This window comes from Methanosarcina acetivorans C2A, from assembly GCF_000007345.1.
Classification (GTDB): domain Archaea; phylum Halobacteriota; class Methanosarcinia; order Methanosarcinales; family Methanosarcinaceae; genus Methanosarcina; species Methanosarcina acetivorans.
Window position 1 is genome coordinate 2,789,925 of the sequence record NC_003552.1, and the last position, 14,961, is coordinate 2,804,885.

General features: G+C 43.1%; 15 protein-coding genes. 7 read left to right on the forward strand and 8 right to left on the reverse strand.

Features of this window, described 5'->3' with window-relative positions; genetic code table 11:
* The first annotated feature begins 222 nt into the window (after positions 1-222).
* The gene (locus MA_RS11770; protein WP_011022246.1) at positions 223-435 is read left to right on the forward strand and encodes a hypothetical protein; all 213 of its coding nucleotides are present in this window, start codon (positions 223-225) and stop codon (positions 433-435) included.
* Between the two features lie 241 nt (positions 436-676).
* On the opposite strand, the gene MA_RS11775 is transcribed toward MA_RS11770, so the two are convergent.
* Both MA_RS11775 and MA_RS11780 read right to left on the reverse strand, forming a co-directional pair.
* Complete coding sequence (locus MA_RS11775; RefSeq protein ID WP_011022247.1) at positions 677-1,426, reverse strand: endonuclease III domain-containing protein; 750 nt, start codon at positions 1,424-1,426, stop codon at positions 677-679.
* 572 nt (positions 1,427-1,998) lie between these two features.
* Positions 1,999-2,499, reverse strand: coding sequence for a phosphate-starvation-inducible PsiE family protein (locus MA_RS11780; protein ID WP_011022249.1), 501 nt, complete (start codon positions 2,497-2,499; stop codon positions 1,999-2,001).
* 406 nt (positions 2,500-2,905) lie between these two features.
* Here MA_RS11780 and MA_RS11785 point away from each other — a divergent pair, with 406 nt between their 5' ends.
* Complete coding sequence (locus MA_RS11785; protein ID WP_011022250.1) at positions 2,906-4,087, forward strand: Acg family FMN-binding oxidoreductase; 1,182 nt, start codon at positions 2,906-2,908, stop codon at positions 4,085-4,087.
* A 147-nt stretch (positions 4,088-4,234) separates the two neighbouring features.
* Here the strand turns inward: MA_RS11785 and MA_RS11790 are convergent, their stop codons facing one another.
* From MA_RS11790 to MA_RS11815, 6 genes are all read right to left on the reverse strand, one after another.
* A complete protein-coding gene (locus MA_RS11790) occupies positions 4,235-5,593 on the reverse strand; it encodes an ABC transporter permease (RefSeq protein ID WP_048065350.1) in 1,359 nt (452 codons plus the stop codon).
* 26 nt (positions 5,594-5,619) lie between these two features.
* Complete coding sequence (locus tag MA_RS11795; protein ID WP_048065351.1) at positions 5,620-6,975, reverse strand: COG1361 S-layer family protein; 1,356 nt, start codon at positions 6,973-6,975, stop codon at positions 5,620-5,622.
* A 178-nt stretch (positions 6,976-7,153) separates the two neighbouring features.
* On the reverse strand, positions 7,154-7,867 hold the full coding sequence (locus MA_RS11800; RefSeq protein WP_011022254.1) for an ABC transporter ATP-binding protein: 714 nt from the start codon (positions 7,865-7,867) through the stop codon (positions 7,154-7,156).
* A gap of 353 nt (positions 7,868-8,220) precedes the next feature.
* The gene (locus MA_RS11805) at positions 8,221-8,427 is read right to left on the reverse strand and encodes a helix-turn-helix transcriptional regulator (protein WP_048066331.1); all 207 of its coding nucleotides are present in this window, start codon (positions 8,425-8,427) and stop codon (positions 8,221-8,223) included.
* Positions 8,428-8,446: 19 nt separating this feature from the next.
* A complete protein-coding gene (locus MA_RS11810; RefSeq protein WP_011022256.1) occupies positions 8,447-8,833 on the reverse strand; it encodes a hypothetical protein in 387 nt (128 codons plus the stop codon).
* Positions 8,834-9,269: 436 nt separating this feature from the next.
* Positions 9,270-10,178, reverse strand: a complete 909-nt coding sequence (locus MA_RS11815) for a pirin family protein (protein ID WP_048065352.1) — start codon at positions 10,176-10,178, stop codon at positions 9,270-9,272.
* Between the two features lie 400 nt (positions 10,179-10,578).
* On the opposite strand from MA_RS11815, the gene MA_RS26955 reads away from it, so the two are divergent.
* The 5 genes from MA_RS26955 (at position 10,579) to MA_RS11835 (ending at position 14,854) form a co-directional block, all read left to right on the forward strand.
* Entirely contained in the window at positions 10,579-10,737 is a 159-nt protein-coding gene (locus tag MA_RS26955; RefSeq protein WP_157860197.1) for a hypothetical protein, read from the forward strand.
* A gap of 156 nt (positions 10,738-10,893) precedes the next feature.
* Positions 10,894-11,751, forward strand: a complete 858-nt coding sequence (locus MA_RS11820; RefSeq protein WP_011022258.1) for a YihY/virulence factor BrkB family protein — start codon at positions 10,894-10,896, stop codon at positions 11,749-11,751.
* 281 nt (positions 11,752-12,032) lie between these two features.
* Positions 12,033-12,857: a molybdate ABC transporter substrate-binding protein gene (gene modA, locus MA_RS11825; RefSeq protein ID WP_011022259.1), complete on the forward strand. Its 825-nt coding sequence runs from the start codon at positions 12,033-12,035 to the stop codon at positions 12,855-12,857.
* Positions 12,858-13,028: 171 nt separating this feature from the next.
* On the forward strand, positions 13,029-13,706 hold the full coding sequence (modB, locus tag MA_RS11830; RefSeq protein ID WP_011022260.1) for a molybdate ABC transporter permease subunit: 678 nt from the start codon (positions 13,029-13,031) through the stop codon (positions 13,704-13,706).
* Positions 13,703-14,854: an ABC transporter ATP-binding protein gene (locus tag MA_RS11835; RefSeq protein ID WP_011022261.1), complete on the forward strand. Its 1,152-nt coding sequence runs from the start codon at positions 13,703-13,705 to the stop codon at positions 14,852-14,854. The genes modB and MA_RS11835 overlap by 4 nt, the downstream gene beginning before the upstream one ends.
* The last annotated feature ends 107 nt before the right edge of the window (positions 14,855-14,961 follow it).

A 14,961-nucleotide genomic window follows, 5' to 3' on the forward strand; every position in this document is an offset into this window, starting at 1 on the left:
CAAAAGTTGTATCAGTTTACTGTACTACTATTCAACGTGAGTGATTTATATCAGTAAAAAACTTCACCAGAAATCTAAAAGTATATAGATTATTATGCTATATATTTACTACTTGGGAAATCTATTTATAGATGTCAGACAACTATACTGTGTCGAAGAGAAAACAGAAACTAGACGTAACTAAGAAAAATATACATTAAAAACAAAAAAGGTGATGTAAAAATGGAAAAACTCAGGAACTTAATTATAGAGAACGTGGCAATGTTCAATAAGGCATTTCCGGACAGGTTCTGCCATAGCCCTGATGTAATCTCCGCGATCTCATACGACTATAAGTTCACTTACGGACAGGTTGAAAACGAGATCGAGAAGATGGTCCATGAAGGGGTTCTTGAAGCTGAAATTTCCGACTGGTCCGGGATAAAGCTCTTATAAGAACATTGATCAGGGAAAAGAAAGGAAACACAGATCAACGCGTAACGAAACTCTGGATCAGATCAAGAATTCAAGCAGGCTTTAAACTGCCTTCCGAGAATTTGGTCATTTAACCAGTTTTATAAGTCGGGTAAAGAAACATAATACAGCGAAAACTTCAACCGAAGTTTCGTCAGTAGCTATTTCTCCCATTTAATATCTTTTAAGTCTTAGAAAAACCTTAGAAAAGCCAAAGGATTTTTCAGTCCGAAACGAGCCTTAGAAGCGGACATCTTGAATAACTGATCTTCTTTTGATAATACCTCTTTGCATGTTCCACAAGAAGGGCATGATATTCCTGATAGATAACCAGGTCTTCCGGCAAATTCTCTTCAAACAGGGCCTTGATCTCAGAATACTTCGCTTTCTCCTCAACCAGGCCAAGGTTGCTTACAACTCTTCTGGTGTACGCATCAACCACAAATGAGGGTTGCTTAAAGGCATAAAGCAGGATCGAGTCGGCAGTCTCGGGTCCAATCCCTTTTAGCGAGAGCAGTTCTTCCCTTTCAGGCGTTTGGCTTTTAAAATTCGTAAACCACTCTGCAAGAATTTTGAGACGTGCTGCTTTCTGATTATAATACCCTGCAGGCTTTATGGCTTCCTTTAAGGTTTCTATGTCACAGGAAAGGATTCTTTCCGGATAAAGGGAATCCATTTGCCTGAGGTTGATGAGGGCTTTTTCAACCTGCTGCCAGTTCGTATTCTGTGTAAGCAGGGCTCCGCAGATAATCTCAAACTGCTGGTTTTCGGTATGGGGGTAGGTATAATTCCCGGGATGATACCCACGGATGGATCCTGTTTTTGTGGGATTAGTCCCGTAACTGTTGTGCAGTTCTATCAGAGGCCACCAGCCCTGAAGCCCGTATGAGTCAAGGAGGTAGCCGTAAATTGTTTGGATAACAGGTTCATTAAAGGTTCTTCCTGAACTGAGATTCTGAACACTTTTCTTCATTTCAATACATCTATATCAGGGAATTCCATTTTAATTCTTCTATTGGCAGAGTTGCGCCAGCAGAGTTGCGGCTCTGCAGTGCGCTGTCCTTTTCACTCGCTTCGCTCGCTCAAGAGGACTAACTAAAACAATGGTAAAATAAAGAGACGTAGAAAGCAGTCTTTCTCAAAAAGATATGAGAAATGGATGAAAATAAGGAAAAAGAGACCGGAAAAAATAAATAAAGTAAAAGCCAGCAATTTACAGCTGCTTTAGGCGTTTGTGGATCTGAGAGAAAATTCCAAGGGTAAAGGGCAGATATTCAGGTCTCATTTCTCTTTCAAATCTATCTTTTTTCTGCTTTTTGTGAAGAGCTGTCAGACAAGCTGGCGGGGGCGTTTATGTTTAACGGTGAATTTTTATGAGGTTCCCGAGGTCAAGTCCGTTACTCTTTTGATGAGGAAGATTGAATCCGAAAAAAGGTAAGGTTTCTCAGTCTGCCTGTCTGGCGGCAGGTGAGAAATTATTGAGGTGAATTGATGTTGGCCTGCAGAATATTGGACGGTATCTATTGGCCTGTCTGCGGGTAAAGCTTAATTTCCTTCAGGCTCGGAACTGCAGCGGTCAAGCAGGGCACCAAGGCCTGTTTTTGAAGGCTTCACTTCTTCTTTTACAGGGGTAGAAGGTACCTGGACTTTTGCAGGGGAATATTTGACTGCAAGTACTCTTATTATGCCGAGCACAAGTAGCAGCACGGAAAGGCTCAGGATAAATTCATACCCGAACTTCTGGGCATAAAGGCCAACAGCTATCTCCCGCAGGACTATCAGGATCGTGGCATCCGTTATATCCGTGAGCTTGATCCTATCGTGTTCGTGGTAATCGACAAAGGCTTTGAAAAGGTCTATAACAATGAAAACTGTCAGCACACTTGTTACCATGTGGTTGAAGCCGCTTTCAAGAGACTCAAAAATTATGAAGCGGATCTCAAGTAAGGTTTTTGCCATCCCCAGAATTAAAGCCAGAAGCAGTATGTACAGGATGACTGTGGTTATAGCATCCGTAACCTGCTTAAATAACTTTATACTATCCATTTTTTTCCCTCCATATAAAATATCACGTACCTATTTTTACAATTATATATAGTTTTTCATATTATTACATATAGTTTTTTTAAAAATAAATAGTATATCTCTGCTTTTTTTTACTTCAAGTCTGAAGAGCTTCTCTTAAGCAAGCTCCTTCGAGGTAGAATACAGAATTTTAAGGTAAGGGAAAGTAATTGAGATCAGGGAACTTAAATCATGGTAAAGAAAAGAAGAACGAAACTCGAAAGACAAGTAATTCCATAAGTAGGTAATTACCCAAAGTGGAGGTTTAAAAAATAATGGCATCTTATGTATTAACATCCCATGTACTAACGTCTCTTGAATTAGCATCTTGTGATTAGGAGTTTATCGATTTTTATGAAAACTCATATTAGGGGGTAACATTCTGGTTTTGATCACCATTCATAAGATTGCATTTGCAGTTTTAGGTATTCTCGTAATCGGCATTTTTTCACTTGCTATGGTAGACGGCGTCTTTCTTCCGAAGAAATATCTTGAGCCATGGTCGGGGACCTATCACACGCAGTTCGAAGACCCGAGAGTTCAGGTCCTGGCGCACGGGGTGCTTGCTCCGAATTCCCACAACCTGCAGTCCTGGAAAGTGGTACTTGAAGGAGAGGATAGTTTCTTCCTCTATGTTGACCCTAGCAGACTCAGCCCTAAAGCCGACCCCCCGGGCCGGCAGGTTACAATCAGCCAGGGGACTTTTCTGGAATATGTCAGAGTTGCAGCGGGAAATCTGGGGTACGAAGCCGAAATGGAGCTTTTTCCGGGAGGGGAGTACGGACCGGAGGGCACTGCCATAAACCTGGGAAGCAAACCGGTTGCAAGAGTGATTCTTAAGGAAAATAGCAGAGAAACTGAGCCTGAGTCTTCTCCTCTCTATAAATCAATGTTTGTGCCTGACACATACAGGGTTCCTTACAGAGAAACGCAGCTTTCTGCAGAAGATATTGAAACCCTTGAAGCCCTTAGCACAGAAAATGTCACCATCCTTATTTTCCAGGACCCTGAAAGCCTTGAATCGCTCGGAAACATTGTTCTAAGGGCAGCAGAAGTCGAAGCTGGAAACGATGGGATACAGCAGGAAGGCTTTGAGCTATTCAGGCCCAATGAATGGAAGAAAAATGAGTATAGATACGGCTTCAGCCTGGACGGGCAGGGGCTCCCGGCTCTTAACGTACATCTGATGCAGGGCCTTATCAGTCTCTTTCCTTTTTTGAATTCTCCGGAAGTATCGGGGAAATCCTTTCTCAGCCAAACAGAATCTGCAGTTGAAAATACGCCGGCATATGCTTTGATAATTACGAAGAATAATAGCCGTGCGGCACAGGTCGAAGCAGGAATACTCTACAGCCGCTTTCTGCTCACAGCTACGGATATGGGATACGCCATGCAGCCCATGAGCCAGGCTCTTGAAGAGTATCCCGAAATGGCTGAAATATATACGGAAATCCACGAGGCATATGCAGGGGAAGACGAAACCATCCAGATGCTCATAAGAGTGGGAGTGCCGGAAAAAGAGGTTTTTCCGACGATGCGGCTTGATGTGATTGATATCATCGAAGTATGAAGAGCTAAAGAAAATAACTACATAAGGCTCTGAAGTGCTCCTCAGTTTTTCCGGAGGCTCTGTAGTGATTCCTGCAGAGCCATTCTCCACTTTTGTTTTATTGGAATTCAACGAGTTTTAGTCCGTATGAAGTTCTTTTAAACTTCCTCACTCATACCTCAGGGCATCCACAGGCTTCAGTTCTGCCGCATTCTTTGCAGGTACAAGCCCTGCTATAAGCCCCACGATTATGGAGACAAGAGTTGCAACAACAGTGCCTTTCAGGCTGAGGGCAAACTCGAAGGGTACGTTCATTTTGACGGAAATCAGGAGCAAAACCAGCTGCACTGCAGCCGTACCCAGCAGGATGCCTATTATTCCTCCCACAAGGCTGATCATTGCGGCGTTGCAGAGGAAAATCAGCATGATATCGCTATTCTTTGCCCCTATTGCCTTCATTATCCCTATTTCTTTTGTTTTCTCAAGGACCGAGGTAAACATCGTGTTTGCGATCCCTGTGGAGCCTACAAGGAGAGAAATGCCTGCGATGAAGGCTAGAAATGATGTGAGGCCGTTAATCAGTTTTTGAGTACTTTCAATAGCCTCTTTTGAGGAGCTCACATAGAAGTCCTGCGTATCTTCGGTAACCATTCTCGAAAGCCTCAATTTGCGCTCAATCTCCTCAAGAGCGGAATCATAATCTGCCCCGCTATAGAGCTTTATTTCTATGCTGTCGTAAACGTCCCTTTCCCTTTCAGGCATATCCTCATCGCTGTACGGGAGGGAGTATACCTCCTGATAGGGCATGTAAATGCTGCTTCCGAAAAGCGCTCCCATCCCCCCGAGAAGCCCGCCGCCATTTTCCAGAATCCCGATTACCCGGTAAGATCTGCCGTTGAGGAGGATCATCTGGTTGAGCCGGATCTCCCTCTCGAAGGTATTTTTTGCGAGTTCGTTTGAAATAACCACAACTGCCCGGTCTCCGGGCTCCAGCATTCTGCCTTCTCCCACATTCTTATTAGTGATCTCAGGCCAGACTCCGGGGTCCACACCTTTAACCCGGACATAGGTCGTCTCGCTTCCTAATTTTAATTCCGCTCCATCTTCAACATTGATGTTTACATACTCTATATCCGGAATTCTCTGGAGGACAAACACGTCTATCCTTGTGAGTTCGGCCTCTTCTACGGGTTCGTATATCATGGGCCCGGAGTTTTCCGTTTCCGTTTCCTCTCCGCCTTCTGCAGTCGTACCCGAACTCCCGTCCGAGGTTTCGACCGTATCTTCTTCGTATCCCACAGCTTCTTCCGACGAGATTTTAAAAGGAGTGGAGGCCACTATTGTAATGGTGTCGCCTCCCAGCTCTTCCAGGGTTTCGGTCACCTGCTCCTGGAAATATTCCCCTGTCGTAACAATTGCAACTACCGAAGCAATGCCTATGATGATCCCTATAATGGTCAGCCAGCTCCTCAGCCTATTGGCTTTGACCATGTTCAGGGCAATTTTCAAAATCTTTGCCAATTTCATGGAAACCACGGGCTCAGGTTTCTAATTTATTCTTCCGGTTTCTTTTCTTCCGGAGAATTTTCGCCTTGCCAGTTTCCATCGGCGTTCTTTTCTTTCAGCCCTTTCTGGTGCTTTTTATAGATAAAAAAGCCTACAGCGCCGAGAAGGATCAGCAATCCGAGCTTATAAGAGAATAAACCCGATTCAGTACTTTCCTCCTGCATTTTGGAACCTACCGGAAGGGTAACGGGGGAAGCATAAAGGGAGAACACGTTTTCCTCGACCTGTCTCATCCCGTCGCTTGAGGTATAAGTTATTTCAAATTTAATAGGAAGGTCCTGGCCTATGGTTTTAGGTTCAAGGTTGAAATCCGCAATCGTGATGTCGCCTTTTTGCAGGTTTCCAAGGATTACCGAATTGCTACCATCCGTTACGGTCCAATTTTCCTGCAGGGGAACAGAGATCTTAACCGAATTTGCACCGTTATTTCCTATATTGGAAACCGAAAACGTGTAGGCTCCCGTAGGGCTCCTTTCCATGAAAGCAATATCGAAATCCGTGGTCCCTCCGATGTAGATCCCTGCTTTGCTTTCGATCGTCTTTCGCTTCTGGTTTTCTACGGTGCCGGCTTCCGTAATTGTCTGGAGCTCTTCTATATCGTCATAGGTAAGTACCATATCCAGCTTGTACAGTCCTGGCTTTGTGTTTACGTTTGTCAGAACCTCAAAGCTGACATTGGCAGTTTCTCCTACATCAATCAGGTTAATATGCTTGACATTACTGGAACCAACAGGCAGGATAAGATCGCTTGTGCATTCCCAGGAAAACATTGAGTTTTTCAGGGGGGAATTCCCTACATTTTTTATGCCGAAAAGAAGGGTGGTTTTTTCTCCGGGAATCAGCTTTTCGACACTGATATATTCGATTTCGGCGTTTGACTCGCTGTCAATATCGATCGTGAGTTCCCGGTTAAGGGAGACTTTATTTTTGCTATCTCTTGAGTAGAGATAGACTTTGAGGGGATATTTGCCTTCATTGACGTCGTTTTCCACTCCTATTTTAAACTTGACGATCCTTCTGCGGTCATCTTCGGAGCGTTTCCCGAGAGTGCCTATATCCTCCAAAAGATTTTCTCCCGAAAGAGCCCGGAAGGGATACTCAGGCTCGATTTTCAGATAACAGTTCTCTATGTCACTATACCCTGTATTCTCGATAGCGATCCTTACCTCAAGCACGTCTCCGGGCTTTACAGGATCAGGGTCCTGGTTGAGCAGGGCAATACTTACACCTTTATCAAGACTCCTGTTTGAATCAAGAGTGCTTGCAGCAAAGGCAGTTCCGCTGCATAATGATAGACATAACAGAATCAAAAAAATAAAACTTGCAAAGTTTTTAAACCCCATTTTTGGATACCTCAATTTACCTGTTCACTTATTAATTCCTGAATTTTGTCGCCTATTTTCTTCAGAAGATTTTTATCAGAAACCCAATTTGAAAATAAACATGAAATTTGTCCAATTTACAGTTCAATCTCAACTGAAAAACCTTATTTTTCTCTTTAAGGCCATCCGGATATTCTGATCAGGTTTCAGGACTGATCTGTGCTTTATTCGGCCCGTCACTTATCATTTCCCCGTCCTTTAGCCGGATATGTCGGCTTGCAAAGCCTGCAAGGTGCATATCATGAGTGACCATAACTACCGTCTTTCCTTTTTCCTTCCAGAGTCTGTAAAGAATTGAAATAACTTCTTTCCCGGTGATGCTATCAAGGGCTCCTGTCGGCTCATCTGCAAGGACGATTTCCGGGTTGCAGGCAAGGGCTCTTGCAATCGAGACTCTCTGCTGCTGTCCCCCTGAAAGCTGGGCAGGTTTGTTCTGCATCTTATCGGAAAGCCCTACCAATTCAAGCAGTTCCTTTGCCTTTTTTTCCGCAGTCCTGTCCTCAATTTCCTGAATTTCCAGGGGCAAAAGCACGTTTTCAAGAGCCGTCATTCCGGGAATCAGGTTGTACTGCTGGAAAACAAACCCGATTGTTCTGCCTCTGAGGGCTGCAAGATCCGATTCCTGAAGCCGGGATATATCCCTCCCTTTAAGGAAAATTTTGCCCCGCGAAGGAATGTCAAGACAGCCAACCAGGTTCATCATCGTGGACTTCCCGCTTCCTGAGGGTCCGATTATAGCGGTAAATTCTCCTTTTCCCAGTTTCACACTCACATTTTTCAAAGCATTGACCTGGAATTCCCCCATCTGATAGGTTTTCCAGACATTCTGAAAGGCGATTAGTGTATTTTCCATGTTTTCTCCTGAAGGACTTACTTAGTAAGTATAATGTAAGATTTAAAAGGTTTGTTCAATTTCCTTTTTGTTTTTTGCGGATTCAGTTTTGTTCATAATACAAAATTTCGAAATATCGGGGGAATCTAAGGTTATAATGCCTCAGAATTCAAAAGAATTTCCCTGAATAAATTCAAAACCAGTAGACTATTTTTTATCAACCTTTTATGAGTTTTCCCGGCCCAATCCTCAAACTGATTATTTCACACTCTTTTCGAGTCGGCTCTCTTCCCTTCTCTGTGATTGTTTGAGACTTTGCACAGAAAATATAAATATAATAATTTCTGATGCGGTTTATTGAGGAACTGCCTACCTCATTCGAAGTCCGAGTCCTCGAAAATAAACAGTTCATCAAGCGTGGTGTCCAGGGCTCTGGCTATTCTGTAAGCCAGCTTGAGAGAAGGATTGTATTTTCCCTTTTCAAGGAAAACGACAGTTTCTCGCCTGACTCCTACTATTTTTGCAAGAGCCTCCTGGGTCAGATCGTGCCTTGCCCGAAACTCTTTGATCCTTGTTTTCATGCTGCATCCTCCGGTGTCCTTACTCAATATCACCCTTCTGCATGAAATACCACCTGAAAACATTTGCTGAGATTATCATAAAGAAAAGAAGTATCCCCAGAATTACTTCAGCCGTAAGTTCGGCAAGTTTGAAGAATTCAACCCAGTAGAGCACCATGATCAGAACAAGCGTCAGGAGCCAGGAATATGTAATTCCGTATGCTGCAAGTTTCTTTGTCCTTTCGTCCCTGTCAGGAAGTTCCCCACGTCTGAAGAGCCTGAGGGCTGTCATAACAAAGATAACCAGTCCCATACTGATCAGAATAATTGAAATTGATGCCTCAACTTCAAGAAAAGCTGCCGAAATTATTCCGGAAAGCATAATGATTATTCCAAGGACCAGTTTGTACCTGTATATTTTTTCCACATTTTTACCCTCCTTTTTCCAACATCTTTTTCAATATTTTTTTATAGATTGTTGAAATCGGTTCTTTAACCTGTTCTCTATTCGCAACATATTATTAGATATTTCCAACATTAAGTTAGATATTAATAACATCTTCTATTATTTCTAGTTTTTGCCCGAAGTGAAAGTCTAAGTTAGAAATAACCAATATAATGATGGATAAATCCAACAAAATATGCATTATATCTAACTAATATCATCAGGATAAGAAAATTTATCAGGACAAGAAAACTCATAAGAACAAGAAAACTCATAAGAACTCCTGCTCAAGACAGTTTTTTTCTTGGCTCGGATTCAGTATAAAAACAAGAAATAACTTACAAAAAATGTTAAGGTAAACTATTTTAGCGTTTCCCAGGTGATTGACCGGAACCTGCTGTGCCTGAAATCTGCTGTTTCACGGATGTTTGATAAATGTGCCTTTTCTGTATTCTTCAAAAGCCGTTTTCAATTCTGCCTGCGTGTTCATAACAATAGGTCCATACCAGGCAACCGGCTCCCCAATTGGTTTTCCCGCCACAAGCAGGAACCTTACCCCTCGCTCGCCTGCAGTCACTTCTATCGAATCTCCGTCCCCGTAAAGAACCAGGGTCTCTTTCTCTATCATACAGTCCACTGCAGGGTCAAGATATCTTTTTCCTTCGACTTCAAAGGTACACGGGTCTTTTTCCCTGTCAAAATTCCCACTGCCCTCTATCACATACGCAAAGACGGTATATCCGGGAACTGTCAGATGGAAAAATTTCTCCGCCGGAGGGACTGTAACGTCCAGATATTCGGGGTTGGTTACTATTTCCCGCACAGGCCCTTCAATCCCGTTTACTTCCCCGCAAATAATTCTTACTTTCAGTCCTTTTTCCATGAAAAGTTCAGGCACTACGTTACTTTTGATCTCCTGATAGCGCGGATTCATCATTTTGTGCGAAGCCGGAAGGTTTGCCCAGAGCTGAAAACCCCAAAGAATTCCGTTTTCATCCCCTTCTGGCATTTCCTGATGGATAATTCCGCTTCCGGCAGTCATCCACTGCAGCTCTCCAGGTCGGATCGCACCTTTATTTCCCAGGCTGTCCTCATGCCGAACCTCCCCCTGCAGGACATAAGTGATAGTCTCTATCCCCCTGTGCGGATGCCAGGGAAATCCCATAATGTATTCCTCCGGTTTTTCAGAATGAAAGTCATCAAGCAACAAAAAAGGGTCAAGCTCAGGTACATTCTGGAAGCCGAAAACCCTCTTTAAGTGTACTCCTGCCCCCTCAATTGTTGGCATGCTTCTCATTACTTTTCTTACTCGTCTAAGATTTGCCATTATATTACCTCCCCAATAAAAATAAAGGCTAAAGTTGATAAATCTGATTTGGCATGAAAGTCCATGCATACTTTCATTTTTTGTGCCTGTTATTCAGGAATTTCATGTGCGTTTTCTGTAAAAATGTGTTTTAGCCTGTAATATTTAGTATGAACTTTTATATAAGCCAATTTATATTTTGACCTGTTACGATGTAAGATTAGTGAATCAAAACACGATATTCGATAATGAGTATAAAAAATAAAGTTAAGCATGGTTAGATATAAGCCTATAAATTAACCCTCGAGCCTGTATCTATTCAGTGTCTATTCATATTCTGCAGCCCTGTTGGTAACAGTACAGTTTTTTCATTAAACGTTACCTTTCAGGGCAAAGGTGCAAAACTTCGGGGGACGGTGTAATGGGAATCTTTTCGAAGGGAATAAGTCCGGATCTGAAAGTTTTTCTTGAGACCGGGGATCTGGACAACTTGCTTAAAGTGAGGTCGAAGTTAAGACAGTTAGATGACAGAGATGTTAAGAAAATTCGTTCCACCCTCGAGAAGTGGAACAGCCCTTAGGCTTTCTCATTTGAATCCTGAGTTTCTTTCTGTTTACTTGTTTCCGTTTACTTGTATCGGTTTACTTGCCCCTGTTTACTTGCAGAAAAAAGATTATGCAAAATTTTGATAAGAGATGTTTAATAAAAAGTCATATATTATGAATTATGGGAAAATATGAGTTTGGGGTATATAGAAAAGCTGATCACCGGAACGATAAAGGAATGGATGGAAGATAATTCAAAGACTTACAGTGCTGCCCTTGCGTATTATTTTGTGTTAAGCCTGCCTGCCCTTCTGCTGTTTTCGGTATCCGTAGGGAGTCTTTTTTTGAGGTCAAAACAGATTCAGGATGCCATAATCAGTAATCTTCAAGGATTCGTTGATCAGAGTGTAATTGATATGATTAATTCTCTCTTCAAATACATTCCAGAAGTAAATTCCCTTTCAGTAGGTGCATTGATCGGTTTTGTGATCCTCCTCTGGAGTGCAAGTAATGTTTTCAGGCAAATGAAGAAATTCCTTGAGGTAGCCTGGGATATTGAACCTGCCGGGTCAAGTACGGTTAAAGACTTTATTAAAGGTTCAATCGTCTCTTTTTTCGTGGTCATTGTTTTTGGAGGGCTTCTTGCGCTCAGCATAATTGTCGAAGGGGTGCTTTATGCAGTTTCAAAAGTGTTCCAGGAGTGTTGCCCCTTTCCTCCGATTCTTGCCCGATACGCCGGTTCCATAGCCAGCTTTCTGATCCTTGTCCTGTTTTTCATGCTTGTCTACAGGGTTTTGCCCGATACGAAACTGGACCTTAAACCTGTTTTTGTGGGGTCACTGGTAACGGTAATTCTCATAAACATAGGCAAATATGCTATTGGGTTTTATTTCGCATACAGCAACCCTGTTAGCGTTTATGGAGCGATCGGATCAGTCGTGGGGGTGTTTCTTCTGATCTATTACATCTCAATTATGATTACAATTGGTGCGGAATTTACCAAGGTCTATTCGGAATCACGGACTGCCGCTGAAGTTAAAGATTTTTAAGGGTTGTAAGGCTTTCTCCGAACAACGCCGGGAACTTTCATATACTATTAAAATACAGAATAATCGTTATGTTTAGGTATACATAACTACTTGTCATAAAATTGTGTCAAATAGTAAGAAAAAATAAATAGTAACACTTGCGCAACTGAGGCACAAAATCAATTATTATGGGCATTGATGTCAAAGGCATGATTCATACTTCCAGAGGTCCATTGCTTTCGATCCTTAGTTCAATTGCGTAAGTACGTAATTATAAAAAAATATTTTTAGTAGGCGAAATCATGAGGAAAGAACTGATCGTTCTGTTAGTGTTATTAGGTGTATTCCTTGCAATAGGATGTGCTGAAAACGGAAGCGAAGCTGTAAATGAAACGGGCACCCCCACAGCAGAAACAGCGGTACCCGAGCAGGAGTCCGAAACTATTTTAGTTTCTGCAGCTGCCAGCCTAACCGAAGTCTTTACGGATATGGAATCCCAGTTTGAAACCGAAAACCCTGATGTAGACGTTAATTTCAACTTTGCAGGGTCCGGAAGCCTGCGTACGCAAATAGAGGGAGGAGCTCCGGTTGATGTTTTTGCTTCGGCTTCCCAGAGCCACATGGACATACTTGCCGGAGAGGGGTTAATTGAGAACAGCTCAAGAGAAGACTTCGCCCAGAACTCCCTCGTGCTCATAGTCCCATCAAGCAGCACCCTCAACATAAGCGGAATAGAAGACCTGACCTCCCCCGAAGTTGAGAGGATCGCAATCGGAAATCCTGAAACAGCTCCTGTAGGCAAATATACAACCCAGTCTCTGACCGAAGCAGGAATCTGGGACCAGCTGGAAGGAAAGACAGTACTCGCCGAAGATGTAAAACAGGTCCTTGTATATGTTGAAAGAGGAGAGGTGGATGCAGGTTTTGTATACATGACCGACGCAAAGACCGCAGAGCCCGGAACCATCGAAATCGTTGCAACAGTGCCTGTAACTACCCCTATTAGCTACCCCATAGCTGTGGTTTCGGCATCTGAAAACAAAGAAGAAGCACAGGAATTCATCGATTTCGTAACAGGACAGGAAGGCCAGGAAATACTTGAGGAATACGGGTTCACTCCCGAATAAGAATAACAGCGTAAGCTAAAAACAGAAGCTAAGGAAAGAAGCTAAGGCAGAAGCTAAGGAAAGAAGCTAAAGCAGAAGCTAAGGAAAGAAGCTAAAGCAGAAGCTAAAAACAGAAGCTAAAGGCATAAGCTAAAAACAGAAACTAGAAAACGTAAGACCAAAACGTAAGAAATGATACCTATGCTGGACAATATCTGGTTTCCTTTATCACTCACGCTCTGGATAGCAGCTATATCGTCTTTTTTCGTACTATCCAGTGGCGTAGCCATAGCTTATGTGTTTGCAAGGCGGGATTTCAGGGGGAAAGGACTTGCGGAACTACTACTAACTCTTCCCCTTGTCCTTCCCCCTACCGTAATTGGTTACCTTCTTGTTGTCCTGGTGGGAAGAAATGGATTTTTAGGGCAGATGATTCTCAATTTTCTGGGGACAGGGATCATGTTCACCTGGCAGGCAGCAGTTATTGCGGCATATACGGTTTCCCTTCCCCTGATGGTATATACCGCAAAAGCAGCCATTGAAGCAGTGGATAGGGAAATAGAATATGCTGCCTATATCCTTGGAAAAAGTGAACTTGAGACCGCTCTGCAAATAACCCTACCAATTGCAAAAAAAGGAATACTGGCAGGGCTGATACTCAGTTTTGCCAGGGCTATGGGAGAATTCGGAGCAACTCTTATGCTGGCAGGAAATATCCCGGGAAAAACGAACACAATGTCGATCTCGATATATAGCGCCTTTCAGGCGGGAAATAACAAACTTGCCCAGGTGCTGGTCTTAATCCTGGTCTTTATGTCCCTGCTGACCATTGCATTGACCGGAAGATTCGCAGGAAAATTAGAGGTATGAGATTGGGCGTTAAAGTTGATATTAAAAAACATTATACTGAAGCTGAAATCAATAGGAAAAGAAGCACTGGAAAAGCTTTTACGTTAGATGTCAGCTTTGAAATGGATAACGAACTTGTGGTGCTTTTCGGGCCTTCAGGGTCCGGAAAGACCACGTTGTTTAAATGCATTTCGGGAATCACACAGCCGGATAACGGAAAGATAACTGTAGGGAGTAAAATATACTACGACAAAGACAAAAAAATTAACCTGCCAATCCAGAAACGTAATCTTGGCTATGTTTTTCAGAACTATACCCTCTTTCCCCACATGAACGTGAGAAAAAACATAGAATGCGGCCTCAAAAAATGGGAAAAAGAGGACAGGGAAGTAAGGGTCATGGAAATGCTGAACCTGCTCCATATTGAGGAGCTGGAAACCCATTATCCATCTCAGCTTTCAGGCGGGCAGAAACAGAGAGTCGCCCTGGCAAGAGCCCTTGCTCCGAAACCCGAACTGCTGCTGCTTGATGAACCTTTTTCCGCACTTGACAGGGTACTAAGGATCGAACTTGCAGAAAAACTAAAGAAACTGCAAAAAAGAATCGGAATTCCCCTCGCGTTTATCACGCACAGCCTGGACGAAGCTTTCGTTTTAGCTGACAGGATCCTCATTTTATATCGTGGGGAAGTCCAGCAGTTCGGAGCCCCTGAAGAGATCTTCTATCATCCCAGAAACCTGCATGTCGCAGAGCTCGCAGGTTTGTCAAATATTTTTGATGATGCACGGGTTGAGGAACAGGTTGAGAAACTGGTTGAGGGGAATAATGCAGGCCCAAAACGCACAGTTTTAAAGAGCGGGGAAATGCGGATTGCGGTAAACCCCCTGAACCTTAAAGAAGGGGATAAAGTTTCCTGGGGGATCCATCCGGAGAACATAACGCTTCTCCTGCCGAACTCCGGCTCCGAGGATAAGGACGAAAATGTCTATTCCGCATACGTCCACAGCATCACCGGCAAGGGACCAAAGAAAAGAATTGTACTTAAACTTGCCAGGCATGAAAAATCCCTGAATGCCGAGGTACCTGCACAATTTGCAGATGCCCTGAACCTGAATACCGGGGATTTGTGTCTGGTCAAAATGGACATGAGTAAAGTAGTGGCGTTTTGAAAAACGAATATAGTTGTAGCATTCTGAAATCCGGGTAAAGTAGTTTCTTTCTGAAAAAGGAGTGAAGTAGTTGCATTCTGAAATTTGAATACAACAGTGGCATTCTG

Excerpts from the sequence above, each read along its gene's own strand:
- MA_RS11770 (WP_011022246.1), top strand. The coding sequence starts at position 223 with ATGGAAAAACTCAGGAACTTAATTATAGAGAACGTGGCAATGTTCAAT.
- MA_RS11775 (WP_011022247.1), bottom strand. The coding sequence starts at position 1,426 with ATGAAGAAAAGTGTTCAGAATCTCAGTTCAGGAAGAACCTTTAATGAA.
- MA_RS11780 (WP_011022249.1), bottom strand. The coding sequence starts at position 2,499 with ATGGATAGTATAAAGTTATTTAAGCAGGTTACGGATGCTATAACCACA.
- MA_RS11790 (WP_048065350.1), bottom strand. The coding sequence starts at position 5,593 with ATGAAATTGGCAAAGATTTTGAAAATTGCCCTGAACATGGTCAAAGCC.
- MA_RS11795 (WP_048065351.1), bottom strand. The coding sequence starts at position 6,975 with ATGGGGTTTAAAAACTTTGCAAGTTTTATTTTTTTGATTCTGTTATGT.
- MA_RS11800 (WP_011022254.1), bottom strand. The coding sequence starts at position 7,867 with ATGGAAAATACACTAATCGCCTTTCAGAATGTCTGGAAAACCTATCAG.
- MA_RS11805 (WP_048066331.1), bottom strand. The coding sequence starts at position 8,427 with ATGAAAACAAGGATCAAAGAGTTTCGGGCAAGGCACGATCTGACCCAG.
- MA_RS11815 (WP_048065352.1), bottom strand. The coding sequence starts at position 10,178 with ATGGCAAATCTTAGACGAGTAAGAAAAGTAATGAGAAGCATGCCAACA.
- MA_RS26955 (WP_157860197.1), top strand. The coding sequence starts at position 10,579 with ATGGGAATCTTTTCGAAGGGAATAAGTCCGGATCTGAAAGTTTTTCTT.
- MA_RS11820 (WP_011022258.1), top strand. The coding sequence starts at position 10,894 with ATGAGTTTGGGGTATATAGAAAAGCTGATCACCGGAACGATAAAGGAA.
- modA (WP_011022259.1), top strand. The coding sequence starts at position 12,033 with ATGAGGAAAGAACTGATCGTTCTGTTAGTGTTATTAGGTGTATTCCTT.
- modB (WP_011022260.1), top strand. The coding sequence starts at position 13,029 with ATGATACCTATGCTGGACAATATCTGGTTTCCTTTATCACTCACGCTC.
- MA_RS11835 (WP_011022261.1), top strand. The coding sequence starts at position 13,703 with ATGAGATTGGGCGTTAAAGTTGATATTAAAAAACATTATACTGAAGCT.